This is a genomic window from Leptothrix cholodnii SP-6 (genome assembly GCF_000019785.1).
GTDB lineage: Bacteria > Pseudomonadota > Gammaproteobacteria > Burkholderiales > Burkholderiaceae_C > Sphaerotilus > Sphaerotilus cholodnii.
Genome location: NC_010524.1, coordinates 3,712,879 through 3,736,722 on the forward strand (window position 1 = coordinate 3,712,879; position 23,844 = coordinate 3,736,722).

28 protein-coding genes and 1 riboswitch are annotated in these 23,844 nt (G+C 67.7%); of the genes, 10 read left to right on the plus strand and 18 right to left on the minus strand.

Going from position 1 to position 23,844, the window contains the following annotated elements; translation table 11 throughout:
- Positions 1 to 3: 3 nt before the first annotated feature.
- A complete protein-coding gene (locus LCHO_RS16620; protein ID WP_012348339.1) occupies positions 4 to 780 on the minus strand; it encodes an SDR family NAD(P)-dependent oxidoreductase in 777 nt (258 codons plus the stop codon).
- 108 nt (positions 781 to 888) lie between these two features.
- Between LCHO_RS16620 and LCHO_RS16625 the strand changes: the two genes are divergently transcribed.
- From LCHO_RS16625 to LCHO_RS16635, 3 genes are read left to right on the plus strand one after another with little or no spacing between them, the layout of a single operon-like run.
- Entirely contained in the window at positions 889 to 2,313 is a 1,425-nt protein-coding gene (locus tag LCHO_RS16625) for a M48 family metalloprotease (RefSeq protein WP_012348340.1), read from the plus strand.
- A complete protein-coding gene (locus LCHO_RS16630) occupies positions 2,303 to 3,061 on the plus strand; it encodes a hypothetical protein (protein WP_043704409.1) in 759 nt (252 codons plus the stop codon). Before LCHO_RS16625 ends, LCHO_RS16630 begins: the two co-directional genes overlap by 11 nt.
- Positions 3,062 to 3,088: 27 nt before the next feature.
- Positions 3,089 to 3,907: a TIGR00266 family protein gene (locus LCHO_RS16635; RefSeq protein ID WP_012348342.1), complete on the plus strand. Its 819-nt coding sequence runs from the start codon at positions 3,089 to 3,091 to the stop codon at positions 3,905 to 3,907.
- 107 nt (positions 3,908 to 4,014) lie between these two features.
- Here the strand turns inward: LCHO_RS16635 and LCHO_RS16640 are convergent, their stop codons facing one another.
- The 7 genes from LCHO_RS16640 to LCHO_RS16670 all read right to left on the minus strand — a co-directional run bounded on the left by LCHO_RS16640 (position 4,015) and on the right by LCHO_RS16670 (position 9,374).
- The gene (locus LCHO_RS16640) at positions 4,015 to 4,449 is read right to left on the minus strand and encodes a universal stress protein (protein ID WP_012348343.1); all 435 of its coding nucleotides are present in this window, start codon (positions 4,447 to 4,449) and stop codon (positions 4,015 to 4,017) included.
- Positions 4,450 to 4,563: 114 nt separating this feature from the next.
- Entirely contained in the window at positions 4,564 to 4,755 is a 192-nt protein-coding gene (locus tag LCHO_RS16645) for a 2-hydroxymuconate tautomerase (protein WP_012348344.1), read from the minus strand.
- Positions 4,756 to 4,798: 43 nt separating this feature from the next.
- Positions 4,799 to 5,836 (minus strand): 4-hydroxy-2-oxovalerate aldolase, encoded by a 1,038-nt coding sequence (dmpG, locus tag LCHO_RS16650; RefSeq protein WP_012348345.1) that lies wholly within the window; start codon positions 5,834 to 5,836, stop codon positions 4,799 to 4,801.
- Between the two features lie 14 nt (positions 5,837 to 5,850).
- Positions 5,851 to 6,768, minus strand: coding sequence for an acetaldehyde dehydrogenase (acetylating) (locus tag LCHO_RS16655; RefSeq protein WP_012348346.1), 918 nt, complete (start codon positions 6,766 to 6,768; stop codon positions 5,851 to 5,853).
- A 16-nt stretch (positions 6,769 to 6,784) separates the two neighbouring features.
- Positions 6,785 to 7,573: a 2-oxo-3-hexenedioate decarboxylase gene (dmpH, locus tag LCHO_RS16660; protein WP_012348347.1), complete on the minus strand. Its 789-nt coding sequence runs from the start codon at positions 7,571 to 7,573 to the stop codon at positions 6,785 to 6,787.
- A 100-nt stretch (positions 7,574 to 7,673) separates the two neighbouring features.
- Positions 7,674 to 8,456: a 2-oxopent-4-enoate hydratase gene (dmpE, locus tag LCHO_RS16665; protein WP_012348348.1), complete on the minus strand. Its 783-nt coding sequence runs from the start codon at positions 8,454 to 8,456 to the stop codon at positions 7,674 to 7,676.
- Positions 8,457 to 8,504: 48 nt separating this feature from the next.
- Entirely contained in the window at positions 8,505 to 9,374 is an 870-nt protein-coding gene (locus LCHO_RS16670) for an alpha/beta fold hydrolase (protein ID WP_012348349.1), read from the minus strand.
- A gap of 156 nt (positions 9,375 to 9,530) precedes the next feature.
- Between LCHO_RS16670 and LCHO_RS16675 the strand changes: the two genes are divergently transcribed.
- Positions 9,531 to 10,406, plus strand: a complete 876-nt coding sequence (locus LCHO_RS16675; RefSeq protein ID WP_043704411.1) for a LysR family transcriptional regulator — start codon at positions 9,531 to 9,533, stop codon at positions 10,404 to 10,406.
- 135 nt (positions 10,407 to 10,541) lie between these two features.
- Positions 10,542 to 10,634, plus strand: a riboswitch (glycine riboswitch).
- Positions 10,635 to 10,665: 31 nt separating this feature from the next.
- Positions 10,666 to 11,808, plus strand: coding sequence for a branched-chain amino acid ABC transporter substrate-binding protein (locus LCHO_RS16680; RefSeq protein WP_012348351.1), 1,143 nt, complete (start codon positions 10,666 to 10,668; stop codon positions 11,806 to 11,808).
- A 114-nt stretch (positions 11,809 to 11,922) separates the two neighbouring features.
- Here the strand turns inward: LCHO_RS16680 and LCHO_RS16685 are convergent, their stop codons facing one another.
- The gene (locus tag LCHO_RS16685) at positions 11,923 to 12,915 is read right to left on the minus strand and encodes a TerC family protein (RefSeq protein WP_012348352.1); all 993 of its coding nucleotides are present in this window, start codon (positions 12,913 to 12,915) and stop codon (positions 11,923 to 11,925) included.
- On the opposite strand from LCHO_RS16685, the gene LCHO_RS23480 reads away from it, so the two are divergent.
- Both LCHO_RS23480 and LCHO_RS16690 read left to right on the plus strand, forming a co-directional pair.
- The gene (locus tag LCHO_RS23480; RefSeq protein ID WP_150105505.1) at positions 12,914 to 13,132 is read left to right on the plus strand and encodes a hypothetical protein; all 219 of its coding nucleotides are present in this window, start codon (positions 12,914 to 12,916) and stop codon (positions 13,130 to 13,132) included. The genes LCHO_RS16685 and LCHO_RS23480 overlap by 2 nt on opposite strands.
- Positions 13,126 to 14,007 carry a LysR family transcriptional regulator gene (locus LCHO_RS16690; protein ID WP_012348353.1) on the plus strand — a complete coding sequence of 294 codons (882 nt, stop codon included), beginning with the start codon at positions 13,126 to 13,128 and terminating at the stop codon, positions 14,005 to 14,007. Before LCHO_RS23480 ends, LCHO_RS16690 begins: the two co-directional genes overlap by 7 nt.
- 10 nt (positions 14,008 to 14,017) lie before the next feature.
- On the opposite strand, the gene LCHO_RS16695 is transcribed toward LCHO_RS16690, so the two are convergent.
- On the minus strand, positions 14,018 to 14,452 hold the full coding sequence (locus LCHO_RS16695) for a hypothetical protein (protein WP_012348354.1): 435 nt from the start codon (positions 14,450 to 14,452) through the stop codon (positions 14,018 to 14,020).
- 320 nt (positions 14,453 to 14,772) lie between these two features.
- Between LCHO_RS16695 and LCHO_RS16700 the strand changes: the two genes are divergently transcribed.
- The gene (locus LCHO_RS16700) at positions 14,773 to 15,114 is read left to right on the plus strand and encodes a hypothetical protein (protein WP_012348355.1); all 342 of its coding nucleotides are present in this window, start codon (positions 14,773 to 14,775) and stop codon (positions 15,112 to 15,114) included.
- Between the two features lie 68 nt (positions 15,115 to 15,182).
- Here the strand turns inward: LCHO_RS16700 and LCHO_RS16705 are convergent, their stop codons facing one another.
- Complete coding sequence (locus LCHO_RS16705; protein ID WP_012348356.1) at positions 15,183 to 16,463, minus strand: anion transporter; 1,281 nt, start codon at positions 16,461 to 16,463, stop codon at positions 15,183 to 15,185.
- A gap of 229 nt (positions 16,464 to 16,692) precedes the next feature.
- Between LCHO_RS16705 and LCHO_RS16710 the strand changes: the two genes are divergently transcribed.
- Together LCHO_RS16710 and LCHO_RS16715 are read left to right on the plus strand one after the other, a co-directional pair.
- Positions 16,693 to 17,106 (plus strand): HI0074 family nucleotidyltransferase substrate-binding subunit, encoded by a 414-nt coding sequence (locus LCHO_RS16710; RefSeq protein WP_012348357.1) that lies wholly within the window; start codon positions 16,693 to 16,695, stop codon positions 17,104 to 17,106.
- Positions 17,103 to 17,441, plus strand: a complete 339-nt coding sequence (locus LCHO_RS16715; RefSeq protein ID WP_012348358.1) for a nucleotidyltransferase family protein — start codon at positions 17,103 to 17,105, stop codon at positions 17,439 to 17,441. The genes LCHO_RS16710 and LCHO_RS16715 overlap by 4 nt, the downstream gene beginning before the upstream one ends.
- Positions 17,442 to 17,482: 41 nt before the next feature.
- On the opposite strand, the gene LCHO_RS16720 is transcribed toward LCHO_RS16715, so the two are convergent.
- Genes LCHO_RS16720 through LCHO_RS16750 form a run of 7 tightly spaced genes read right to left on the minus strand, consistent with a single transcriptional unit; the run spans position 17,483 to position 23,825 of the window.
- Positions 17,483 to 18,937, minus strand: coding sequence for a 2-hydroxymuconic semialdehyde dehydrogenase (locus tag LCHO_RS16720; RefSeq protein WP_012348359.1), 1,455 nt, complete (start codon positions 18,935 to 18,937; stop codon positions 17,483 to 17,485).
- Between the two features lie 46 nt (positions 18,938 to 18,983).
- Entirely contained in the window at positions 18,984 to 19,439 is a 456-nt protein-coding gene (locus tag LCHO_RS16725) for a GlcG/HbpS family heme-binding protein (RefSeq protein WP_012348360.1), read from the minus strand.
- 19 nt (positions 19,440 to 19,458) lie between these two features.
- Positions 19,459 to 20,403, minus strand: coding sequence for a catechol 2,3-dioxygenase (locus LCHO_RS16730; protein ID WP_012348361.1), 945 nt, complete (start codon positions 20,401 to 20,403; stop codon positions 19,459 to 19,461).
- The gene (locus LCHO_RS16735) at positions 20,403 to 20,795 is read right to left on the minus strand and encodes a 2Fe-2S iron-sulfur cluster binding domain-containing protein (protein WP_012348362.1); all 393 of its coding nucleotides are present in this window, start codon (positions 20,793 to 20,795) and stop codon (positions 20,403 to 20,405) included. Before LCHO_RS16735 ends, LCHO_RS16730 begins: the two co-directional genes overlap by 1 nt.
- Positions 20,796 to 20,802: 7 nt before the next feature.
- Entirely contained in the window at positions 20,803 to 21,867 is a 1,065-nt protein-coding gene (locus LCHO_RS16740; protein ID WP_012348363.1) for an NADH:ubiquinone reductase (Na(+)-transporting) subunit F, read from the minus strand.
- Between the two features lie 18 nt (positions 21,868 to 21,885).
- On the minus strand, positions 21,886 to 22,242 hold the full coding sequence (locus LCHO_RS16745) for a phenol hydroxylase subunit P4 (RefSeq protein WP_012348364.1): 357 nt from the start codon (positions 22,240 to 22,242) through the stop codon (positions 21,886 to 21,888).
- Positions 22,239 to 23,825: an aromatic/alkene/methane monooxygenase hydroxylase/oxygenase subunit alpha gene (locus LCHO_RS16750; RefSeq protein WP_012348365.1), complete on the minus strand. Its 1,587-nt coding sequence runs from the start codon at positions 23,823 to 23,825 to the stop codon at positions 22,239 to 22,241. The genes LCHO_RS16745 and LCHO_RS16750 overlap by 4 nt, the downstream gene beginning before the upstream one ends.
- Positions 23,826 to 23,844: the final 19 nt, after the last annotated feature.

The window sequence follows — 23,844 nt, forward strand, 5'->3', positions numbered from 1 at the left end:
CGCTCACTCGCGCACGTCGACCACCACCCGCTCGCCGAAGTCGGTCCGCTCCAGCCAGCGCAGCAGCGCCGCCGCGGCGACCTCGGCCGACCAGAGCCTGCCGCTGCGCTGCAGGTCGACGAAGCGGTCGTGCTCCGGGAACTCGGCCGGATCGCCGGCGCGCAGCTGCACCTGCATGTCGGTGTCGATCACGCCCGGCGCGAGCGACACCACCCGCGCCGGCCAGGGCTGCTGCGCCTCTTCGAGCGCCAGGGCGCGGCTGGCGTTGTCCAGGCCGGCCTTGGCCGCGCAGTAGGCGGCGCTGCCGGCCATGCCGCGCCGGCCCAATCCGGACGACACGTTGAGCAGCTTGACGCCCGCGCGGCGGCGCGCCGACCAGTCGCGCGTGCCACGCAGGAACACCGCGGCCAGCAGCAGCGGCGCCTCCAGCCCGACCCGCAGCGCCTGCACCAGCGCGGCCGGATCGGTGTCGGCGGCGCTGCGCAGCGGCGCCAGCACGCCGGCGTTGTTGATCAGGGTGACGCCGGCATGGCGCTCGCCATCCTGTGCGGCCAGCCAGGCGGCCAGGCGTTGGGATGCCGGCAGCGCGTCGGCCAGGTCCTGCGACCAGGCCTCCAGGACATGGCCGCGCTGCTGCGCCAGTTCGGCCAGGGCCGGATCGGGCTGGCGCTGCAGCGTCAGCAGATGCTGGGACGCCTCGCGGGCGAGGATGGCGTGGGCGATCGCGAGGCCGAGGCCGCGCGAGGCGCCGGTGAGCACGGTGAGCAGGCTGTCTGGCATGAAGCGGATTCTGATACGGGCACAGCCGCCCGGGGTACAGGTCGTCACGATCGGGCCGGATCGCGGTTCCATAAAATCCGCCGGCCCGTCCCTGTTGCCGAGACCGCCATGGATCCCCTCTTCAAGCCCGCCCGACCCGCCTTGCGCGCCTTCGCAGCGCGCCTGCACGACGGCCGACCGAACCGGCGCGACATCGGCCTGCTGTTCGGCAGCGCGGCGGGCTTGCTCGGCGGCTGCGCCAGCCCGGGCGGCGTGCCGCCGACCGGCGACACGGCCGCACCGGCTGCGCGGGCGACCCCGTCGGCATCGCCCGCAGCCCGGCCGCCGCCCAAGCCGGCCCCGATCGACGACGCCGGCGCCCGCGCGCTCGACGCGCAGCAGGCGCCGCAGCAGTTCTCGCTCGACCTGGGCGCGCTGCAGGACGTGGCCATCAACACCTACGTCGGCGAGATCGGCTTCGCCATCCAGGCCCAGGCGCCGCGGCGTGGCCTGCCCTACAGCTACCGCGCGCTCAACGCCCACCACCTGAACGCCTACGCCTTCCCGGCCGGCGGGCTGGGCATCACGCGCGGCCTGCTGATCGAGCTGCAGGACGAGGCCGAGCTCGCCGCGCTGATCGGCCAGCAGCTCGGCCACGTCAACGCCCGCCACGCACTGAGCCGCCAGCGCACCGATTCGGTGGCGCAGGCGGTGGTCACGAACACCGTGGCGGCCAGCCAGGAATCGGCCTGGACGCCGCCGATCGGGCTGGCCGGACAGATCGGCGCCAGCGCGCTGATCCCGACCTACTCGGCCGAACAGATGCGCGAGGCCGACGCGGCGGGGCTGCAGTACCTGGTCGGCGCGGGCTATCCGGGGCTCGGCATGGTGACGCTGCAGCAACGCCTGGCCGAAGCCGGGCAGCAGCGCCCGGCCCTGCTGGCGGCGATGGCGGCGGCGCAGCCGACCAGCCCCGAGCGGCGTGACGCGGTGCGCCGCAACGTCGAGACCCTGCACGCCGGCAGCCGCAACAGCAGCACGCGCCGCGAGCGTTTCATGGACCGCACCGCCAGCCTGCGGCACATGCGCGCGCTGATCGAGGCCTGCAAGAACGGCGAACTGGCGCTGGCCCGCAAGGACCTGACCGAAGCGCACGCGCAGTTCAAGTCGGCGCTCGAGATGGCGTCGCAGGACTACGCCGCCAACCTGCGCATGGCGCAGTGCCTGCAGGCGATGGGGCAGGTGCGCGAGGCGCGTGCATTCGCGATCGCCGCGCGCGACGCCTATCCGCAGGAGGCCCAGGCGCACAAGCTGGCCGCCACGCTGGCACTGGCGCAGCGCGACGCCGCCGCCGCCTGGCAGGACCTCGAGGCGCATGACCGCCTGCTGTCGGGCGACCCCGGCGTGGTGTTCCTGAAAGGCGTCACACTTGAGCTCATGGGACAAAGCAAACGCGCCGCCGAACACTACCGCGCCTACCTCGGCTACACCGAACAGGGCCAGGCCGCCCAATACGCCGCCACCCGCCTGAAGCTGCTCGGTCATGACCGCTGAAACACGCTGGTCGATGCCGCGGCTGATCGGCGCGGTGGTGCTCGGGGTGCTGGCCTTCATCGCGCTGGCGATCGCAGCGCCGCTGCTCTGGCACACCTGGCGCCCCGCGCCGCCGCCGCTGCAGCAGGGCGGCGCGCAGCCGTCCGGGACCGGCACGCCGTGGCAGATCCGGCTCGACGGTGCGGGCGGCAGCGCGGTGTTCGGCCTCGACCTCGGGCGCAGCACGCTGGCCGACGCCGCCAGCCGCTGGCCGGGCGAGGCGCTGCAGGTCGCGCTGGTGCGCAGCCCGGCGGGCGAGCTGAGTCTGGAGGCCTACCTCGAATCGATCCAGGCCAGCGGCGTGAACGGCAAGCTGCTGCTCGGCGTGACGCTGCCCGCCGATGTCGCGCAGCGCTGGGCCGAGCGCGCCACGCGCGACATGCCGCTGGCCAGCGGCGCCCATCGCCTCGGCCTGCATCACGACGATGCCACGCAGGCGCAGGCCCGGATGATCGACAGCCTGCTCTTCCTGCCCGCCGTGCGGCTCGACGAGGCGACGCTCGCCGAGCGCTTCGGCGCACCGGCCGAACGGCTCGCCACCGCCGACGGCCTGGTGCACCTGCTCTATCCCGACCGCGGCCTGGCGATCAGCCTGGCCGATTCGGGCCGGCAGCGCACGGTGCTGCAGTACGTGGCGCCGCGCGACTTCGCCCGCCTGCGCGCGCCGCTGCTGGCCGCCCTGACCCCGCCCGCACCGATCAACCACTGAACCCCAACCGAAAAGGAGTCCGCCGACATGGCCATGGACGTCATCGACTACGAGATCAAAGGTTCCGAGATGCAGTTCGTCGAGGTCGAACTCGACCCCGGCGAGGCCGCCATCGGCGAAGCCGGCAGCATGATGTTCATGGATGCCGGCATCGGCATGGACACCGTCTTCGGCGACGGCCGCGCCCAGCAGGGCGGCCTGTTCGGCAAGCTGCTCGGCGCCGGCAAACGCCTGGTGACGGGCGAATCGCTCTTCACCACCGTCTACACCAACAACGGCAGCGGCAAGCAGCGCATCGCCTTCGCGGCGCCCTACCCCGGCAAGATCCTGCCGATGGATCTGAGCAAGCTCGGCGGCACGCTGATCTGCCAGAAGGACGCCTTCCTGTGCGCCGCGCGCGGCGTGTCGCTGGGCATCGCGATCCAGCAGAAGCTCTCGGTCGGCTTCTTCGGCGGCGAGGGCTTCATCATGCAGAAGCTCGACGGCGACGGCCTCGCCTTCGTGCATGCCGGCGGCACCGTGGTGCGGCGCGAACTGCAGCCGGGTCAGACGCTGCTGGTCGACACCGGCTGCGTGGTGGCCTACACCGCGGGCGTGAGCTTCGAGATCCAGTACGTGGGCAAGATCAAGACCGCGCTGTTCGGCGGCGAGGGCCTGTTCTTCGCCAAGCTGAGCGGCCCGGGCACGATCTGGCTGCAGAGCCTGCCGCTCTCGCGCCTGGCCAGCCGCATCTTCGCGGCGGCGCCGCAGACCGGCGGCGGTGGCAAGGAACAGGGCTCGCTGCTCGGCGGCCTGGCCGCAGGCGGGCTGCTCGGCGGCATGCTGGGTGGCGGCGACGACGACTGAACCACGTCCGACCCTGAAACGGCAGCGGGGCCTTCACAGGCCCCGCTTGCTTTTCGTGCGGTCCGATGACGGCCACCCGCTGCGGGCCAGGACGGCCCGATCGGCTGTCAGCGCACCACCAGCACCTGCGTGTCGCAGTGCGTCAGCACCTTCTGCGTCTCGCTGCCCAGCAGCAGCGCCGCCACACCGCGGCGGCCGTGCGAGGCCATCACGATCAGGTCGCAACCCTGCGCCTTGCCGTACTCGAGGATGGCCTCCCACGGGTGCAGCGCCTCGACCGTCGCGGCAGAGCATTCGACACCGGCCGCGGCACAGGCGTCCTTGACCGCCTGCACGTGCTTGAGGGCGATGCGCTCCTGCGAATCGAAGAACTCCTGCGGCGGGATCGGCTGCATCTCCGAGATCGCGCTGTAGGGGAACGGCTCCTTGACCGCCAGCACGCTGATCGGCGCGCCGACCGTCTTGGCCAGCGTCACGGCGGTGGCGACGGCCTTGGCCGTGATGTCCGAACCATCGGTGGGAACGAGGATGCGCTTGTACATGTGGGGTCTCCGAACGTGCGTGTGATGACCCTCATCATGCCCCCGCACAGGCGCGAGTTCTTGACCAACATCAATACCCCGCCGACACCCTCGATCCCTGCGGCCACACCGGCTTCAGCGTCCGAGGTCCTTGGCCGACTTGCCGGCGATGCCCCAGTTCTCCTTGGGCATGTCGTGGATCCAAACGCGGACGTTTGCCTGAGGCGCGTCGAGCGCTTCGACCAGCGCGGCCGTCACCTTCTCGATCACGGCGCGTTTCTGGTCTTCGGTGCGGCCTTCCAGCAGGTAGATCTGGGCAAAGGGCATGGGGTTCTCCGGGCGGGTTCGGGGGTCGATGAGTGGGCGTGATTCAGGCGGCGGCGCAGCCGGCGCGCTCGCGTGCCATCGTGATCGCGGTGTCCTCGATCATGTCTTCCTGGCCGCCCACCATCTTGCGGCGGCCCATCTCGACCAGGATGTCGCGCGCGCTGACGCCGTACTTCTTCTCGGCCCGCTTGGCGAACAGCAGGAAGCTCGAATACACGCCCGCGTAGCCCAGCGTCAGCGAGTCGCGGTCGACGCGGATGATGTGGTCCATGATCGGCACGACCCGGTCCTCGGCCACGTCCTGGATCTTGAACACGTCGACGCCGGTCTCGATGCCCATGCGATCGCATACCGCGATGAAGACTTCCATCGGCGTGTTGCCCGCACCCGCACCCAGGCCCGCCGCCGCCGCGTCGATGCGGTTGGCGCCGGCCTCGACCGCAGCCACCGAGTTCGCCACGCCCATCGCCAGGTTGTGGTGGCCGTGGAAACCCAGCTCGGTTTCGGGCCGCAGCGCGGCGCGCACGGCTTCGAGGCGCAGCTTCACGTCACCGGGCAGCATGTAGCCGGCCGAGTCGGTCACGTAGATGCAGTTGGCGCCGTAGCCTTCCATCAGCTTGGCCTGCGTGATCAGCTTCTCGGGGCTGGCCATGTGCGCCATCATCAGGAAGCCGACCGTGTCCATGTCGAGCTTGCGCGCGGCGGTGATGTGCTGCTCGCTGACGTCGGCCTCGGTGCAGTGCGTCGCCACGCGGATGGTGTGCACGCCCAGATCCTTGGCCATGTGCAGATGCTCGACCGTGCCGATGCCCGGCAGCAGCAGCGCCGAGATCTTGGCCTGCTTCATCAGCGGGATCACGGCGCCGAGATACTCCTCGTCGCTGTGGGCCGGAAAGCCGTAGTTGACCGAGCTGCCGCCCAGCCCGTCGCCATGCGTGACCTCGATCAGCGGCACGCCCGCTTCGTCCAGGCCGGTGGCGATGTTCTTCATCTGCTCCAGCGTCATCAGATGACGCTTCGGGTGCATGCCATCCCGCAACGTCATGTCGTGGACGGTGATCTTCTTGCCTTGCACAGTCATGATGTGTCTCCCTCTCAGGCCGCAACGGCGGTGGGTTGCAGGACCAGTTCACCCTTGAGGATTTCCTCGGCGAACATCTCGGCGGTGCGGGCGGCGGCGGCCGTCATGATGTCGAGGTTGCCGGCGTACTTGGGCAGGTAGTCGCCCAGGCCTTCGACCTCCAGGAACACGCTCACACGGTTGCCGTCGAACACCGGCCCGTTGACCAGCCGGTAGCCCGGCACGTACTTCTGCACCTCGGCCAGCATGGCGTGCACGCTGGCTGTGATCGCGGCCTGATCGGGCTCGGTTTCGGTCAGGCAATGCACCGTGTCGCGCATCATCAGCGGCGGCTCGGCCGGGTTGATGACGATGATGGCCTTGCCCTTCCTGGCGCCACCGACCTTCTCGACCGCACCGGCCGTGGTGCGAGTGAACTCGTCGATGTTCTTGCGTGTGCCCGGTCCGACCGAGCGGCTCGACACGGTGGCGACGATCTCGCCATACGCCACCGGCTGGACACGCGAAACCGCCGCCACCATCGGGATCGTGGCCTGCCCGCCGCAGGTCACCATGTTGACGTTCATCTCACCCGAGCCGACATGCGCCTTCAGGTTGACGGGCGGCACGCAGAACGGCCCGATCGCCGCGGGTGTCAGGTCGATCATCAGCGCGCCTTGTTCGTTGACCTTGCGCGAGTTCTCGGCGTGCACGTAGGCGCTGGTGGCGTCGAAGACGATCTGCACACCGTCGGCCTTCATGTGCGGAATCAGTCCGTCGACGCCGTCAGACGTGGTCTTGATGCCCATCTCGCGGGCGCGTTTGAGGCCGTCGGATTCGGGGTCGATGCCGACCATCCAGACCGGCTCCAGCACGGCGCTGCGTTGCAGCTTGGCGAGCAGGTCGGTGCCGATGTTGCCGGGCCCGATCAGGGCGCACTTGATCTTCTTCATGGTTGGATTCCTGTGTTCAGACGAAACGCATCGACACCGAGCCGAGGTCCTGGAAGCGCACGTTGACGCTGTCGCCGGCCTGCACCGCGATCGCTTCGGTCACGCCGCCGGTCATGATGAACGTGCCGGCCGGGATCTCCTGGCCGCGTGCGCCCAGGTGGTTGGCCATCATCGCCACCGCCGCGGCTGGATGCCCCAGCACCGCGGCGCCGGCGGCCATCGAGACGATCTGGCCGTTCTTCTCCAGCACCACGCCGAGCGTGCGCAGATCGAGCGCCTCGACATTGCGCGAGCGCCCGCCGATCACGAAGCGCGAGGCCGAGGTGTTGTCGGCGATCACGCTCTTCAAGTCGAACTTGAAGTCGCGGTAGCGGCTGTCGATGATCTCGACCGCCGGCAGCACGAAGTCGATCGCCGCCAGCACCGCGCCAACGTGGCAACCGGGGCCCCGCAATGGCGCTTTCGTGACGATGCAGATCTCGGCCTCCACCTTCGGGTGGATCAGCTCGGAGACCTTGATCTCGCCGCCATCCGGGCGCGCCATGTAGTCGCTGACAAAGCCGAAACACGGCGTGTCCACGCCCATCTGCTTCATCTTGGCGAACGAGGTCAGGCCCGCCTTCAGGCCCACGGTCTTGTGGCCGCGTGCTTCCTTGCGGCGGCGGATCTCGTCCTGGATGTCGTAGGCATCGGCCCAGTCCATCAGCGGAAAATCGTCGGTGATCTTGGTGACGTCGCGCGCCTCCAGCTCGGCCGATTCCAGGTGGGCGGCCAGCGCCTCGATGTCGGTGCGATTCAGTGCCATGGTGTGTCTTTCTTTAGCAAGGTGCAGGCGTGGATCCGGCTCTGCCGGTCCGCTGCCTGAGCCCCCTCGGGGGGCAGCGACCGCCAGGGAGCGTGGGGGCTCAAATAAACCGCACCGACGTGCTGCCCAGCCCGCCCACGCTGCAATGCAGGCTGTCGCCCGGCTTGACCGGCACCAGCGGCGATTGCGATCCCGACAGGATCACATCGCCCGCCTTCAGGCTGATGCCCAGGCGCCCGAGCGTGTTGGCCAGCCACGCCACCGCGTTGACCGGCGAGCCCTGCACCGCGGCGCCGCACGAGGTGCTGACGATCTCGCCGTTCTTCTCGAGCACCATGCCGGCCAGCGCCAGATCGATGTCACGCGGGCTGCGGCGGGTGCCGCCGAGCGTGAGCACGCCGCAGGAGGCGTTGTCCGCCACCGTGTCCTGGATCTTGATCTTCCAGTCGCGGATGCGGCTGTCGACGATCTCGAAACACGGCATCACGCAGTCGGTGGCGCGCAGCACGTCGGCCGCGGTCACGCCCGGGCCGGTCAAGTCACGCGCCAGGATGAAGGCCACCTCGGCCTCGGCCTTGGGTGCGATCAGCTTGGCGGTGTCGACCGGCTCGCCCTCGTTGAACACCATGCCCGACAGCAGGTGGCCGAAGTCGGGCTGGTTCACGCCCAGCATGTCCATCACCACCTTGCTGGTGACGCCGATCTTCTTGCCGATGACGATCTCGCCGGCATCAAGCCGGCGCTGGATCACGCGCAGCTGGATCTGGTACGCGTCGTCGATGGTGATGCCGGGCTCGCGGTTGGTGAGCGGCTCGACGGCCTCGCGGCTGACGAGCGCCTGGTAGAGCTCGTCGCCGTAGCGTTGGATGGTGAGTGCGTCCATGGGGTTCTCGGTTGTCCGTGTCGGGCGATGTCGGGGCGATTTCTGGGTTCAGGCCGGCGTGTCGGCTTCGGCCAGGAAGTTCGACACCAGCTGCGCAAAACGCGCGCTGTGTTCGATCTGCGTCCAGTGGCCGCAATGGCCGAAGACGTGCAGCTGGCTGTTCGGGATCCACTGCGACAGCGTCAGCGAGGTCTGCAGCGGGATCACCTGATCCTCGCGGCCGTGCACGATCAGCGTCTCGTGCGCCAGCGCGCGGATCGCCGCCTCGGGGCTGGCCATCGCGTCGACCCACTGCTGGCGCGGCGCCGGGAACATCGCAGAAAACGATTCCTGGAAACCGGGCCGGATGCTGGCCTGGTAACGCAGCTGCGCCAGCTCGTCGGTGACCAGCTTGCGGCTGAAGGCAAAGGTGTCGAGCAGGTGCCGCATCGCCTCGATCGAGGGCTGGTAGCCCCAGGCGGCGTCCAGCCCCGGCGTCAGCTCGAAGGGCACGCCGACCGAGCCCATCAGCACCAGCCGGCGCACTCGCTGCGGCGCGCGGATCGCCAGCGCCAGCGCCAGCGCGCCGCCGAAGCTGTTGCCGATCAGATCGACCTGCGGCAGGTCGAGCGCGTCGAGCAGGTCGATGGCCTGCTGCACCCAGGTGTCCATCGAATAGGTGATGCCTTCGGGCCGGTCGCTGTAGCCGAAGCCGACCATGTCGGGCGCGATCACACGCCGATCCTGGGCCAACACCGGCATCACCAGCCGCCAGTTGGCCCAGGCGCTGACACCCGGCCCGGAACCGTGGATCAGCAGCACCGGCGGCTGGCCAGGGTGAGCGCGGCCGAGGTCGTGCACGTTGCTGTGAAACGCGCCGGTGCGGATGCGCTGGCCGATTTCGGGGTTGGCGGCGGTGGGGCTCTGCTGCTGGCTCATGCGGTGAGCCTCCTCGTGATCGTTGGGCTACGGAGACCTGGCGATGAGGTCTGACGGTCGCAACGATAGGCAGCGCGAGCCATACTGTCCAATACCGAATATTGCGATCTCGATACCATAAAGGTATCGAGTTAGACCACCCGCCGAAGCCCGCCGATGGACCTCAAGCAGATGCGCTATTTCCTCGCCGTGGCCGAGGAGCGCCACATCGGCCGCGCCGCCGAGCGCCTGCACATGGCGCAGCCGCCGCTGACGCGCCAGATCCACGCGCTCGAAGCCGAGCTGGGCACGGCGCTGTTCATCCGCACCCCCAAGGGCGTGGAGCTGACCGAAGCCGGCCAGACCCTGCTCGACGAGGTGCCCAACCTGCTGACGCTGGCGCAGCGCGCCCGCGAGCGCACCCGCGCCGCCGGCCAGGGCGTAATCGGCCGGCTCGACGTCGGCCTGTTCGGGTCGGGCGTGCTCGACGTCATCCCGCGGCTGCTGGCGCGTTTCCACGCCCAGCGGCCCGAGGTGCGCATCGTGCTGCACACGATGACCAAGGCCGAGCAGCTCGACGCCTTGCGCGAGCGCCGCATCAGCGTCGGCTTCAACCGCCTGGTGCCGCCCGAGCCCGATCTGGTGATCGAGACCGTGCTGCGCGAGCGCATGCGCGTGGCGCTGCCCGACACGCACCGGCTGTGCGCACAGGCCAGCGTGTCCATCCCCGACCTGGCCGGCGAGCCGCTGATCCTCTACCCCAACCTGCCGCTGCCCGGCCTGGCGCAGCAGGTGATGCAGGCGTTTGCGCGCGAGGGCACGCCGCTGCTGGTGGAGCAGGAGGTGGAAGACGTGCTGACCGCCATCGCGCTGGTGGCGGGGGGTTTTGGTGCGTGCATCACCACCGCCAGCAGCGAGAGCCTGCGCCTGCCGGGCGTGGCCTACCGGCCGCTCGAATGTTCGTATCTGAAGGACATCGAGCTGAGCTGCATCCACCGGCGCGGGGATGGGTCGCCGGTGTTGGCGGCGTTTCTGGCGGTGGTGAGGGGGTAGGACGTGGGGACCGGCGCTTGAAGAAACCGTGATGACCTGACGACGTCGATGCGGGTTAACCCGAGCATCGGGCACAATTGCCAGCTTCACCGCAAGGCCGAGGTCACCCGCCGACCGCCTTGCCGGCCACGAGCCCGAGCGGCATCGGGAGAGTCCGCGTGCCACCCGCGCGGCGCCGAAGGAGCAACCGCCCCGGAAACTCTCAGGCAAACGGACCGATGCCGTGGATGAACTCTGCAGAGTTGCCAAACGAGATTTCATGACCACCACCTCATTGCGCCTGGGCTGCATCGCCGCAGCCTGTTTCGCCCTGTCCGCGCACGCAGCGCAGCCCCTCGTCGTCAAGATCGGCCACGTCGCCGCGCTCAGCGGCCCCGCCGCGCACCTCGGGCATGACAACGAGAACGGCGTGCGGATGGCGATCGAGGAACTGAACGCCAAGGGCGTGCAGATCGGCGGCCGTCCGGCCCGCTTCGAGCTGCTCGCCGAGGACGACGCCGGCGACCCGAAGCAGGGTACTGCCGCCGCGCAGAAGCTCGTCGACAACAAGGTCAACGGCGTCGTCGGCCACCTGAACTCGGGCACCGCGATTCCCGCGGCGCGGATCTATGCCGACGCCGGCATCGCGCAGATCGCGCCGTCGGTGACGAACCCGCAGTACACCCGCCAGGGCTTCAAGACGACGTTCCGGATGGTGGCCGACGACGCCCAGCTCGGCGGTGCACTCGGCCGCTACGCGGTGCAGACGCTGAAGGCGAAGACCATCGCGGTCATCGACGACCGCACCGCCTACGGCCAGGGCGTGGCCAGCGAGTTCGAGAAAGCCGCCAAGGCCGCCGGCGCGACGATCGCCAAGCGCGAGTTCACCAGCGACAAGTCGACCGACTTCACCAGCATCCTGACCGGCATCAAGGCGGCCAAGCCCGACGTCATCTTCTACGGTGGCATGGACGGGGTCGCCGGCCCGATGCTGCGGCAGATGAAGCAGCTCGGCATCCGGGCGAAGTTCGTCGGCGGCGACGGCGTCTGCACCGGCGAGCTGCCCAAGCTCGCCTCGGGCCAGATGACCGACGGCCAGGTCGTCTGCGCGATCGCCGGCGGCGTCGACGCGGCGCAGCGGCCGGCGTTCGACAAGTTCAAGGCCGACTTCAAGAAGAAGTTCGGCGCCGAGGTCCAGATCTACTCGCCCTACACCTACGACGCAACCAAGGTGATGGTCGAGGCAATGGTCAAGGCGAAGTCTGCCGACCCGGCCAAGTACCTGCCGGAGCTGCAGAAGATCAGCTACCCCGGCGTCACCGGCACCATCGCGTTCGACGAAAAGGGCGACATCAGGAACGGTGCGCTGACGCTCTACACCTTCAAGGGTGGCCAGCGCGAGGAACTCGGCATCGTTCGCTGACACGGGGCTGCCACAGGTCCGGCTCAGCCGGCCGCTCGAATGGACGGATCTGAACCGTGGGCTTGCACGAGGACCTGCATCGACACTCGCTCGTCACGCAAGGCCGCGGCGGCGTCATGCAGGCTCGACAACAGCGGGCTGCCTGCGGGTTTTCCACAGCGACACCAGCACACCACCGGCGATCAGGCCGAAGGTCACGCCAAGCGAGATCACCGCGGGAATCTTGCCGATGATGCCGACCAGGAAGATCTTCGAGCCGATGAACACCAGCACCAGCGCCAGCGCGTACTTCAGGTACTTGAAGCGGTGGATCATCGCCGCCAGCGCGAAGTACAGCGCGCGCAGACCCAGGATGGCGAAGATGTTGCTCGTGTAGACGATGAACGGGTCGGTCGTGATGGCGAAGATCGCCGGCACCGAGTCGACCGCGAAGATCAGATCGACGAACTCCACCAGCACCAGCGCCAGCAGCAGCGGCGTCGCGAACCTCACCGACTTGCCGCTGGCCGGGTCGGGCTGGCTCACCCAGAAGGCGTTGCCACGCAGCCCGTCGGTGACGCGCATGTGCCTTTTCAGGAACCGCAACAACGGGTTGTTCGCGATGTCGGGCATGTGGTCGGCGACGATCCACATCTTGATGCCCGTGAAGATCAGGAAGGCACCGAACAGGTAAAGGACCCAGCTGAACTGGCTGACCAGCGTGGTGCCGAGGCCGATCATGATGGCGCGCAACACGATCACGCCCAGGATGCCCCAGAACAGCACGCGGTGCTGGTACTGCCGCGGGATTGCAAAGAAGCTGAAGATCAGCGCGATGACGAAGACGTTGTCCATCGACAGCGACTTCTCGATCAGGAAGCCGGTGTAGTAGTCCATGCCGCTTTGCGCGCCCAGGTACCACCAGACCCAGGCACCGAAGAGCAGCGACACGCTGATGTATCCGGCGGAGAGCAGCAGGCTCTCTCGCACGCCGATCGCGTGGTCGTCCTTGTGCAGAACGCCCAGATCGAAAGCCAGGAGCGCGACCACGATGCCGACGAAGGCGAGCCAGACCCAGGCTGGCTTGCCGAGGAAGTCGGATGTCAGGAAGGGGAGCAGGAAGTCCATGGTTCAGCTTGTTCAAGGGATTGCAGCAACATCGCTTCTCGGCGCCCAGGCGCGAGGCGGAGACGGTGACGCCGATGAACCCGCTGAGGGCATGGAACACGGTGGCTTCTCCGTTGGCGATGGACCGATCGACAGTGTGGGGATCCGCCTGCATCGAATAAATCAGATTGAATCGCAACTAGCATTCGGATTTTCCGAACCGGAGGATGCATGTTGAACTACCGCCATCTCCATTACTTCTGGGTCGTCACCAAGGAGGGCGGCTTTGCCCGCGCCGCCGAGCGGCTGGACATGGCCATACAGACGATCAGCGCGCAGGTGCGCGAGCTGGAGAAGTCGCTGGGCCATCAATTGCTAAAGCCCTCGGGGCGTGGCGTGGCCCTTACCGAGGCGGGCCAGGCGGCTTTCGCGCGTGCCGAGGAGATCTTCCAGCTGGGCCAGTGCATCGCCGACGAGGTGCGCGAGGCGGCAAGCGGCAAGGTGGCGAGGCTGGCGGTCGGGCTGTCGGACGGCATTTCCAAGCTCGCCGCCCATGCGCTGCTGGAGCCGGTGCTGGCCACCGACAACCTGCGGCTGGTCTGCCACGAGGGAGAGTTCGAGCAGCTGCTGGCCGAACTGGCACTGCACCACCTCGACCTGGTGCTGGCCGGACAGGCCGCACCGCGCAATCCGAACCTGCGCCTCGTGAGCGAACGGCTCGTCGAATCACCCGTGGAGTGGTACGGCCCGGCCAGGCTGGTCGGCACGACCGAGCGCGACCGTTTTCCGCAGTCGCTGAATGACCTGCCGGTGCTGCTGCCCACAGGGCACTCGGCCCTGCGCTCGACACTGGACCACTGGTTCGACACGCAGGGCCTGCGGCCGCGCATCGTCGGCGAGTTCGAGGACAGCGCGCTGCTGGCGGTGTTTGCTGCGCGCGGGCTGGGCGTGTTCCCGATCAGCAGCCTGGGTGCGAGTGACGTGGGCTTGATGCAGGGCCTGCACCTGCTCGGGCGCTGCGACGACGTGAAGGAGGAAATCCACGCCATCCGCTCGCGCCGCGGGCAGCATCACCCATTGGTGCTGCAGGTGATCGCCGCGGCGCGCGCCTGAGCGCTGCCGTTCAGGCGGACGGAGGGTCGGCCGCGACGAGGCTGCCAGCCTGGGCCTCGTCACCGATGCCCCAATAGCGGCGAGCAGCCGCCAAGACCAGGGCTTCCCCGTCGGCAAGATGCCGGTCGGCGCGTGCGGCAGCGATTGCGAGCCGCAGCACCTTGCGTTGAAGCGCTGGGTCGTCCACCTCGGCCATCAGCGACGCCAACGTGCCGTCATCCACGCAGGCCATCATCGATCCGCCGGCATAGGCATCGAGCAGGAGGTCCTCGCACAGGGACTGGACGATGCGCGGCATGCCGTCGGACGCCAGGCCCAGCTCACGCGGCCCGTCTAGCTGGTTCCATGCATCGAACTCCGAACGGCAGACATAGCCGTCGGCAATGACGACGAGTGCCACGATGCGTGCGGCGGCTTCGGAGCTGTTGCGGGGGTAGGAGCGCATGGCAGTGTCCTTCCTTTCGTGAGTGGAGAAGTGTGAACACGTCCGAATGTGGGCTCCAACAAGGTTCCGAAAAAGCAGAACTTACATGACTTTCATTTCGTAATAACCGAATCTGTGGCGCACAAAATGGCAGGCCTGCTCAGATGGTTTGGCCCGTGTTGCGAAAGTGTCGCGGCCACAGGTACACACCGCGGAGCCTGCGGTGGAAGCCTTGTCTCACGTTCAGGTTTGTTCGATGTTGGCGTTCACTAAATACTGCTTTCACAGAATCGCCTGGCGCTTCAAATTTCCGCTGTCTCCCCAACCGATCGAGATCCGTGATGCAAGTGCTCTTCAAGTCCCGCCATCCGCAAGCCACCGAACTGCGCGATCTGACGGAGCGCCGTGTGCGCTTCGTGTTGCGACGCCTGAGCTGGCTGGTGCCACGCGCCGAGGTGCAGATGTCGGACGTGAACGGTCCGCGCGGCGGCATCGACAAACGCTGCCAGGTGGAACTGCGCACCGATGGCGTCGGGTCGATGGTGGTCGCCTGCGTGGCGAACGACTGGCGCACGGCGCTGGACAACGCGCTGGCACGCGCCGCTCGATTCCTCATGCGCGTGTGGCGACGCGGGAGCGACACCCGCCGCATGCGCCAACGCTTCGTCAGTCACGAACGCTGAGCGGCGTCGACGACATGCAAGTCATCTCGACGAACTGCTTGCACGAATCCGTGCCTTGCAGGCCGAGTTCAAGCGCTCCAACTCAACCACCCCCACACCAGCCCCAACGTCCCGAGCGTGACCGGAATCCCCGTGACCGCATGCTGCCTCCAGTCAATCTCGATCCCACTCTTGCGCGCCAGATCCACCACGATCAGGTTCGCGATCGAGCCCACCAGCAGCAGGTTGCCGGCGAAGGTGCTGACCAGCGCCAGCGTCACGCCGGCCGCCTCGCCCTTCAGGTGCGGCAGCATCAGCATCACCGCCGGCACGTTGGAGACCACATTCGACAGCGCCACGCCCACCACCAGCAGCGGGCCGGGGTCGGCCAGGTGCACGCCGTGGCCGGCCAGCCAGGCGACGGCCTGCGAGGCCAGGCCGGTGCGCTCGAACGCATGGTTGACGACGAACAGGCCGATGAACAGCAGCAGCAGTTGCCAGTCGACAAAACCCATCACGTGCGATGAATGCAGCCGCCGGCTCAGCAGCAGCACGGCCGCGCCGACCAGCGCCGCCACGTCGCGCGGCCAGTCGGTGAACAAAAAAATCAGCATCAGCGCGCCGGCCACCAGCAGGCCCTTGGCGGTCTGGAAGGGGTCGAGCGGGGCGGCGTCGTCGGGGTCGAGTTCGGTCGGCCGCAGCGCCTCGGGCGCCTGCACGTGCGACGCGCCCGGCCCGTAGGCCAGCCACAGCCACAGCAGCGCCAGGCTCAGCGCCACCGGCGGCAAGGCCTGGCGCACGTAGCCGCCGAAGGGCAGCTGCATGACCGAGCCGATCAGCATGTTCTGCGGGTTGCCGATCAGCGTGGCGGCCGAGCCGATGTTGGCCGCGCAGGCCAGGCCGATCAGGAACGGCACCGGATCGAGCCGGCGCTGCAGGCACAGCTGCGCCACCACCGGCGTCATCGCCAGGCAGACGATGTCGTTGGAGAACACCGCCGACATCGCGCCGGCCACCGCGATCAGCGCCGCCAGCAGGCCGCGGCGCGACAACGGCATGGCGCCCACCCGGCGCGTCACCGCGGTGTAGAAGCCGCCCAGGCGCATCTGCGCCGACACCACCATGAAGGCGAACAGCAGCACGATGGTCGGCAGGTCGACCGCGCGGGCGGCGTCCTCGACCGGCTGGCCGGTGATGGCGATCACGGCGATGGCACCGAGCAGCGCCACGCCCGAGCGGTCGAGTTTCAGGCGCGGCAGGCCGCCGAGGAACATGCCGAGGTAGACCACGGCGAACACGGCCACGATGCCCAGGTCGAGGGCGTCATGGCCGAGCAGGTTGACGGTCGGCAGGTCGGGCAGCAGGTTCATGGTCGGGGCGGCAGCGGCGCCGGTGGTATCGGTGATATCGGACGGGCGAGAGTGTGCCGCCGAACCGAGCCGCCCTCGCGGCCGATGCCCGAGGCCTTGGCGCAGCCGTGAGCAGCCCGACGATGGATCTGAACGGCTGGCGGGCAATGAGGGTTCTGCGGAGGAACGACCTGATAAATTGGTGCCTCCCCAGGCTCCATCGGTCGTTGGCCACGACCACCCGCCCACCATGTCCGACATCGCCTTCGATTTGCGATCCCTCGTGGAGGTCATCGAACGGCTGGACGAGGGACTGATCCGCTACCGCAAGGACATCAGCGACACGCAGATCCGCGACGGTCTGATCCAGCGTTTCGAGTTCACCTACGAGTTGAGCCACAAGATGCTCAAGCGCTACCTGGAGATGGCCTCGGCCAGCGCGGCGCAGTTCGACGGCATGCCCTTCTCCGACCTGATCCGCACGGGCAACGAGCAGGCACTGCTGCTCAGCGACTGGCCGCGCTGGCGGCTGTTTCGCGAGATGCGGGGCAAGACCAGCCACACCTATGACGAAGCCGTGGCACGGGTCGTGGTGGCCGAGATTCCTGCGTTCCTGGAAGAAGCGCGCCACCTGTGCACGCAACTGCAGGCGAGGGTGGCGTGAGCCGGTCTTCCGAGCCGGTGAGCGCGGTGCCGGACGTGGACATCCAGCCCGCGCAATGGGCCATCGTGCGGGCGATCCTGCAGCAGCAGGTGCCGGGCCGGGAGGTCTGGGCCTTCGGTTCGCGCGCCCGCCGCAGTGCCAAGCCCTATTCAGACCTCGATCTGGCGGTACTGGGCGATGCGCCCCTGAGCCTCGATGAGCAGGCCGCGCTGTCCGAGGCGTTTGCCGAATCCGACCTGCCGTGGAAGGTGGATGTCGTGGACTGGGCCACGACCAGCGAAGGCTTCCGGCGGATCATCGAGCGGGATCGGGTGGTGCTGCAGGCGCATGTGTAAGGGGGCCGAAGCCCCCTGGTACTGGCCGTGCGGGATCCCGCTCACAGCTTGATCATCACGTTCCTCAGCTCCGTGTAGAACTCCAGCGAATGCACCCCGCCCTCGCGGCCGATGCCCGAGGCCTTGGCGCCGCCGAACGCCGTCCGCAAATCGCGCAGGAACCAGCTGTTGATCCAGCACAGCCCCACTTCGATCGCGCTGGCCATGCGGTGCGCGGTGCCGAGGTTCTGCGTCCACACCGTGGTGGCCAGGCCGTAGTCGGTGGCGTTGGCCAGCGCAATGGCTTCGTCCTCGGTGTCGAAGGGCGCGATGTGGCAGCAGGGTCCGAAGATCTCCTCGCGGATCACGCTGGCGCTCTCGGGCAGGCCGGTCCAGATCGTCGGCTGCACCCAATGGCCTTCGGCCAATGCGCCGGGCATCTGCGGCGCGCCGCCACCGGTCACGATCGTCGCGCCTTCGGCCTTGGCTTTGGCGTAATAGCCGAGCACCTTCTGCTTGTGTTCGGCCGAGATCAGCGGACCCAGGCCGACGCCGGGCTGCTCGGACGGGCCGATCTGGAGCGCCTCGGCCTTGTCCTTCAATGCGGCCACGAAGCGGTCGAAGATCGGCCGCTGCACGTAGACACGCTCGGTGCCGAGACACACCTGGCCGCAGTTCTCGAACGCGCTGCGCGTGATGCCGGCCACCGCCTTGTCGAAGTCGGCGTCCGCGAACACGATGCCGGCGTTCTTGCCGCCCAGCTCGAACGACACCGGCCGCACGCCTTTGGCCGCGGCCGCCATGATGGCCTCGCCGGTGCGCGTCTCGCCGGTGAAGGTGATGGCGTTGACGCCCGGATGCTTCGTCAGGAACTCGCCGGCCGAACCGGGGCCGAAGCCGTGCACCACGTTGTAGACGCCGTCGGGCACGCCGACCGCCTTCATCACCTCGCCCAGCAGCGTGGCGGTGGCGGGTGTTTCTTCGCTCGGCTTGACGATCACGGTGTTGCCGCAGGCCAGCGCCGGGCCGACCTTCCAGGTCATCAGCAACAGCGGCAGGTTCCACGGGCAGACCACCGCGACCACGCCCACCGGCGTGCGCAGGCCGTAGCTGACGGCGGTGCCACCGTCGGGGGTGGTCATCTCGAAGCTCTCGGTCGGCACGTTCTTGACGATGTCGGCGAAGACCTTGAAGTTGGCCGCGCCGCGCGGGATGTCGATGTGCGAGGCCAGGCTCAGCGGCTTGCCGGTGTCGGCGATCTCGGCGGCCAGGAAGTCGTCGAAGCGGCGGTTGATCTCGTCGGCCACCGCGTGCAGCAGCTCGACCCGCTTGACCACGCTCATGCGGCCCCACGGGCCCTTCAGCGCGGCGCGCGCCGCCGCCACCGCCGCGTCGACCTCGCGCTGACCGGCCTCGTGCACGAGGCCCAGCACGCGGTTGTCGACCGGCGCGCGGTTCTCGAAGGTCTTGCCGGTGGCGACGAATTCGCCGTTGATGAAGTTGAGGAACTGCTGCACGGTGGGGTCCACGGAGTGATTGAAATAGGCTGACGGCACGCGGCCGTCAGGATGTAAGGCCGATCGCCCGCAGGCCCGCGAGAGCACAGGCTTCGTCCTGCTCGGCCGAGGCGCCCGAGACGCCGATGCCGCCGATCAGCGCGCTGCCATCGGGGCCTTTGAGATGGATCGGCAAACCCCCGCCGATCACGACCAGGCGCGGGCGCTGCGACAGGCCGATGCGCAGCAGCTCGTCGCTGCCGAACACCGCCGGCCACTGCGCCGTCGGGAAGCCGAAACTCGCCGCGGTGTAGGCCTTGTCGATCGCGATCTCGACCGAATGCAGAAAGGCACCCGGCATGCGCAGGAAGGCGGCCAGCGTGCCGCCACCGTCGACCACCGCGGCGTTGATGCGCACGCCCAGCGTGCCGGCGTGCGCCACCGCGGCGGCCACCGCCTGCGCGGCTGCCTCGGCGCTGATCACATGTTGCGGCACGCTGCTGCGCTCGAGGCGATCGCTCATGGCTTGCGGCTCCGTGTGCTCAGGTGTAGACCTCGGTGAACGAGGCCACCAGTTCACCCGTGTGATAGAAGATCCCGCTGCCGAGCTGGTCTTCGGTCCAGGTCGTCACCGGCCGGTCGCGCTGCGCCAGGTAGCCCAGGCCGGCGAAGGTTTCGTTGCGGTTGCCGCTCGGGTCGAAAAAGTAGATCGTCTCGCCGCGCGTGATGCCGTGGCGGGTGGGCGCCACGTCGATCTTGGTCTTGTTCTTGGCCATCACGTCGGCGGCCTTCAGCACGTCGTGCCACGAGTCGAGGAAATAGGCGATGTGGTGCAGCCCGCTCTTCGGGCCGCCGACAAAGGCGATGTCGTGCGGCGTGGTGGTGCGGCTCAGCCAGGTGGCCGCCTGCATGTCGCCGTTCGGGCCGACCAGCACCTGCTCGGTCAGGAAGAAGTCGAGCGCCTCGGTCATGAAGCGGGTGTTGTCGGCCACGGTGTTGATGCCCTCGGGCGGGTTCATCTCGCACATCAGCAACAGGTGGTCGAGCCAGTGCGCGCCGGCGCCCTTCAGGCCATCGGGCCAGGGGTCGGGGTTGGTGGTGCCGACCTCGGTGCCCACGTATTCCTTCATCGCATACAGCCGCATCTCGTGGCCGCTGGGCAGATTGAACTGCAGCATGCGGCCGGTCGACGGCAGCGTGCCTTCGGGCAGCAGCGTGGTCTTGACGCCCCAGGCCTCGACCTTGGTTTTCAGCTCGTCGAGATCGGCATCCTTCTCGACCTTGTAGGCGACGTGATTGAGCCCCGCCTGGTCCGACGGGGTCAGGATCAGCGAGTACTTGTCCCACTCGTCCCAGCACTTGAGATAGACGTTGCCGGCCTTGTCGACCATCGTCGTCTTCAGGCCCAGCACGTTTTCGTAATGTTTCACGGCAGCCGCCATGTCCATCACCCGCAGGCTCGCATGGCCAATACGCATTACACCCATCACATGTCTCCTTGTTGCTGCGTCATCTGCAGCGTTGCTCTGTGGTCCGCCGCTGGGGCGGGCCGTTTGGAAAAAGGTTTCTCGAGCTTGCCGATCACCTCCAGCCGCACCGCGGTGGCGGGGGCCACGCGGCAGGCCAGCGTGATGCCGCAGCCCTCTTCTTCGGCACTCACATGGGCCCGGCTGACCGGCCCGAGCACGGTCACGCTGCCCTCGACGATGCGCACCTTGCACACCCCGCAGCCGCCGTTCACGCAACCCGCAGGGATGCCCTTGCGGCCGAGTTTGAGCATGCCCTTGAGCAGGCTCTCGTTGGTGGCGCAGGGGTAGCTCTCGCCGGTCTGCGCCACGCAGACATTCACCTTGGGTCGGCTGTCGAATGAGAACGCCATGACTGCTTCACACCCGCTTGAAGAGAGGGCTGCGCGCGTTCTGCGCATCGGCCGCCGAGAGGAACTTCTCGGTGTAGATGTCGCGCTCGAACAGCCGGCCCTGCATCAGCGTGCCGATGCAGGCCTCGACCATCGGCGGCGGCCCGCACAGATAGGCCTGCTGGCCCTGGAAGCTGCCGCCGAAATGCGCCTTCGCCGCGTCGTGCACGTAGCCGCGTGCGCCGGTCCAGCCAGAGCCTTCGGCCTCGTTCGACAAGGCCGGCACGTAGCTGAAGTTCGGGTGCTGCTCGGCCAGCGCGCGGAACTCGGCGTCGTAATAAAGCTCGTCTCGCGATCGCTGACCGTAGACCAGCGTGATCGGCAGCGTGCAGCCGCCTTCGAGCAGGTCGACGATCATCGAACGCGGGCTCGACAGGCCCGAGCCGCCGGCCATGAACAGCATCGGCTTGCCTGCCGACCGGCGCACGAAGAAGCGCCCGTACGGCCCGGCCAGCCGCAGCCGGTCGCCCACCTGCAACTGCTGATGCAGGTAGCCGGTGCCCGCGCCACCGGCGACGATGCGCACGTTCAACTCGATCTCGCCGCTCTTCTCGACTGCCGCCGGCGAGTTGGCGATCGAGAAGGCCCGGCTCTGCCCGAGGCCCGGGATCTCGATCTGCACGTATTGACCGGCCTGAAACCCGATCGGCTTGTCGAGCGCCAGGTGCAGCGCCTTGATGGTGGGCGTGAGGTCGACGATGCGCGTCACGCTGGCGGCGAAGTCGCGCACCGGGATGACCTCGGCGTCGGGCTCTTCCTCGATGTCGGCCTCGATCGTGACGTCGCTCTGCAGCGTGCAGCAGCACGCCAGCGCCTTGCCTTCGTCACGCTCGAAATCCATCAGCGCAAACGGATTGGCCGCGCCGAGATCGACCTCGCCGTCGCTCACCTGCACCTTGCAGGTTCCGCACAGCCCGTGGCAGCAGGCATGCGGGATGTAGATGCCCTGGCGCAGCGCGGCGTCGAGCACGGTCTGGCCTTCTTCGACCTCGATGGTCGCGCCCAGCGGTTCAATGGTGAGTCGATAACTCATGGCTCTGGCCTGGCGGTTTCAGCTGAACGAGCCCTTGATGCCGGTCAGGCCGGGCGCACGGAAGCGGATCGCGTCCTTGTGCTTCAGCCCGTTCTCGGCCAATGACCTGGCCGGATCGGGCGACCACGGCTGGCCGCTCTTGAACCACTGCACGGTCGACCAGTCGATCTTGGCAAAGTCCGGGTGATAGCCGTAGATGCCCGGCAGCACTGCGGCGGCTATGGCGCCGAACGGCATGTCGGGTGGCAGCGGCAGGCAGAAGGGCGCGCAGAACAGCAGGTGGTCTTCCCAGCCGATGTAGAGCAGCGGCGCGGGGAAGTTCTCGCGCACATCCTTGGCCGGAAACGAATAAGGTTCGAGGGCGACGACGCTCATTTCTGCACTCCTTCTGCAGGGCTGGCCTCGGCTGCGCCGGGCAGGGTTTCACCGCGCCAGGCGGCAAAGTTCTTCTGGTCTTCGGAGCCTTCGAAATCGAAGTTGTCGCGGCCGATTTCCATCTCGTACCACTGCAGCACCGCGATCAGCGGATCGAAGCCTTCGGCGGTCGGATCGGTGTCCGGCTTGAAGCAGTGGCCCTGGTAGATCTGGTGCACCGGCAGCCAGCTCTGCACGTACTTCTGTGGCTCGAAATCGAAGATGCCTTTGCAGTGGTCCGAGCAGAAGTGGTACTTGTCGCCCAGGTAATCGCTCTCGCGGTAGCAGATCTTGCTGGCGTCACCGGGCTCGGTGAACAGCATCGGGATCTGGCAGGTGGTGCACAGCATCGGCAGCGTCTTGTTGTAGAAGCGGTTGCCTTTCTCGGCCTCGGCCTGCCAGTGCTCAAGGCGCGGGCGGTAGTACTTGTCGAAGGTGTCGGGGTACTTTTCCGACAGCCAGGCCAGCTCGTCTTCCTTGGGAATCCAGGTGTGGAAGGGCGCGGCAGCGTTGTAGTTGTAGAAGGTGGCCCAGGCCTGGTGGCTGATGTGGTCCTTGCCTTCACAGGCGTCCTTCCAGCCCTTGGGCTCGCGGATGCCGTAACGCGCCAGATCCTTGAACAGCGCGCCGCCGTTCTGCTCGGCGTACATCTCCCAGGCTTCCTTCCAGCTCATCACGCGCTTGGGCAGCATGTAGTCCTGCATCATCGCCACCAGCGTGAGCAGGCGATAGCCGCGCCAGAACCACTTATCGATCCAGCCCTGCACGATCGGCACATTGGCCGGATCCTGTTCGAGCAGGAACTTGATGCACTCGATGCCGAGTGTCATGTGGCGCGATTCGTCCGATTGCGCCGAGAAGCCGAAGGTCACGGTCGACATGTCGCCGTTGTGCGCCGCGCCGCTCATGAAGGGCACGAACAGCAGGTTCGTCAGCACGTATTCGAACGAGAAGCTCACCGCCACCAGAAACTCGAACGGCCCGCCGGTGATCGCATCCTCGAAGAAGGACTTCGGCACCGACAGATACCAGACCCGGTCGAACCAGTGGTTCGAGTGATGCATGCCGTTGAAGTACTTGTTGTAGTGCGAGATCGCGTGCGTCTCGGTCTGGTAATGGCGCAGTTCGTCGATCGACTGCATCTGCGCGGCCACCCGTGCGCCCTCGCCGGTGAACTGGCGGCCCACGTGTGCGAAGCCGCGGTGTGCGTAGTATTCGAGCGGCGTCACGCCTTGAATGAAGAGCTTGAGCGCATTGACGTAACGCGCGTCGCTCACGCCCAGCTGGCCGTTGTTCTGCGCAAAGGCGTCGATCACCGCGTAGAGCTTCTTCTCCTTCTCACCCTGGTATTTCCAGTAGGCGTCCATCGTCAGGCGGAACGGGTCTTCCCACTTGTTCCAGTCGTGGATCTTGATGCCCTCGTACTTGTCGTACGGAAAGACCTTCTCCATCGGCTGGTAGGTGGTCTCCCAGCCCAGGCCGCGGGTCATGGCGGCGTAGCGGTCCTTCAGACCGAGTTTCTTCTTCACGACACGGGTGTCCATCTCTGTCTCCTCGGTGGGC

Coding starts and splice junctions, on each gene's coding strand:
- LCHO_RS16630 (WP_043704409.1), top strand. CDS start 2,303: ATGACCGCTGAAACACGCTGGTCGATGCCGCGGCTGATCGGCGCGGTG.
- LCHO_RS16680 (WP_012348351.1), top strand. CDS start 10,666: ATGACCACCACCTCATTGCGCCTGGGCTGCATCGCCGCAGCCTGTTTC.
- LCHO_RS16740 (WP_012348363.1), bottom strand. CDS start 21,867: ATGAGTTATCGACTCACCATTGAACCGCTGGGCGCGACCATCGAGGTC.
- LCHO_RS16625 (WP_012348340.1), top strand. CDS start 889: ATGGATCCCCTCTTCAAGCCCGCCCGACCCGCCTTGCGCGCCTTCGCA.
- LCHO_RS16750 (WP_012348365.1), bottom strand. CDS start 23,825: ATGGACACCCGTGTCGTGAAGAAGAAACTCGGTCTGAAGGACCGCTAC.
- LCHO_RS16675 (WP_043704411.1), top strand. CDS start 9,531: ATGGACCTCAAGCAGATGCGCTATTTCCTCGCCGTGGCCGAGGAGCGC.
- dmpH (WP_012348347.1), bottom strand. CDS start 7,573: ATGGCACTGAATCGCACCGACATCGAGGCGCTGGCCGCCCACCTGGAA.
- LCHO_RS16695 (WP_012348354.1), bottom strand. CDS start 14,452: ATGCGCTCCTACCCCCGCAACAGCTCCGAAGCCGCCGCACGCATCGTG.
- dmpG (WP_012348345.1), bottom strand. CDS start 5,836: ATGACTGTGCAAGGCAAGAAGATCACCGTCCACGACATGACGTTGCGG.
- LCHO_RS23480 (WP_150105505.1), top strand. CDS start 12,914: ATGGTTCAGCTTGTTCAAGGGATTGCAGCAACATCGCTTCTCGGCGCC.
- LCHO_RS16640 (WP_012348343.1), bottom strand. CDS start 4,449: ATGTACAAGCGCATCCTCGTTCCCACCGATGGTTCGGACATCACGGCC.
- LCHO_RS16620 (WP_012348339.1), bottom strand. CDS start 780: ATGCCAGACAGCCTGCTCACCGTGCTCACCGGCGCCTCGCGCGGCCTC.
- LCHO_RS16655 (WP_012348346.1), bottom strand. CDS start 6,768: ATGAAGAAGATCAAGTGCGCCCTGATCGGGCCCGGCAACATCGGCACC.
- LCHO_RS16700 (WP_012348355.1), top strand. CDS start 14,773: ATGCAAGTGCTCTTCAAGTCCCGCCATCCGCAAGCCACCGAACTGCGC.
- LCHO_RS16705 (WP_012348356.1), bottom strand. CDS start 16,463: ATGAACCTGCTGCCCGACCTGCCGACCGTCAACCTGCTCGGCCATGAC.
- LCHO_RS16685 (WP_012348352.1), bottom strand. CDS start 12,915: ATGGACTTCCTGCTCCCCTTCCTGACATCCGACTTCCTCGGCAAGCCA.
- LCHO_RS16725 (WP_012348360.1), bottom strand. CDS start 19,439: ATGAGCGATCGCCTCGAGCGCAGCAGCGTGCCGCAACATGTGATCAGC.
- LCHO_RS16690 (WP_012348353.1), top strand. CDS start 13,126: ATGTTGAACTACCGCCATCTCCATTACTTCTGGGTCGTCACCAAGGAG.
- LCHO_RS16710 (WP_012348357.1), top strand. CDS start 16,693: ATGTCCGACATCGCCTTCGATTTGCGATCCCTCGTGGAGGTCATCGAA.
- LCHO_RS16745 (WP_012348364.1), bottom strand. CDS start 22,242: ATGAGCGTCGTCGCCCTCGAACCTTATTCGTTTCCGGCCAAGGATGTG.
- LCHO_RS16735 (WP_012348362.1), bottom strand. CDS start 20,795: ATGGCGTTCTCATTCGACAGCCGACCCAAGGTGAATGTCTGCGTGGCG.
- LCHO_RS16645 (WP_012348344.1), bottom strand. CDS start 4,755: ATGCCCTTTGCCCAGATCTACCTGCTGGAAGGCCGCACCGAAGACCAG.
- LCHO_RS16670 (WP_012348349.1), bottom strand. CDS start 9,374: ATGAGCCAGCAGCAGAGCCCCACCGCCGCCAACCCCGAAATCGGCCAG.
- LCHO_RS16730 (WP_012348361.1), bottom strand. CDS start 20,403: ATGGGTGTAATGCGTATTGGCCATGCGAGCCTGCGGGTGATGGACATG.
- dmpE (WP_012348348.1), bottom strand. CDS start 8,456: ATGGACGCACTCACCATCCAACGCTACGGCGACGAGCTCTACCAGGCG.
- LCHO_RS16635 (WP_012348342.1), top strand. CDS start 3,089: ATGGCCATGGACGTCATCGACTACGAGATCAAAGGTTCCGAGATGCAG.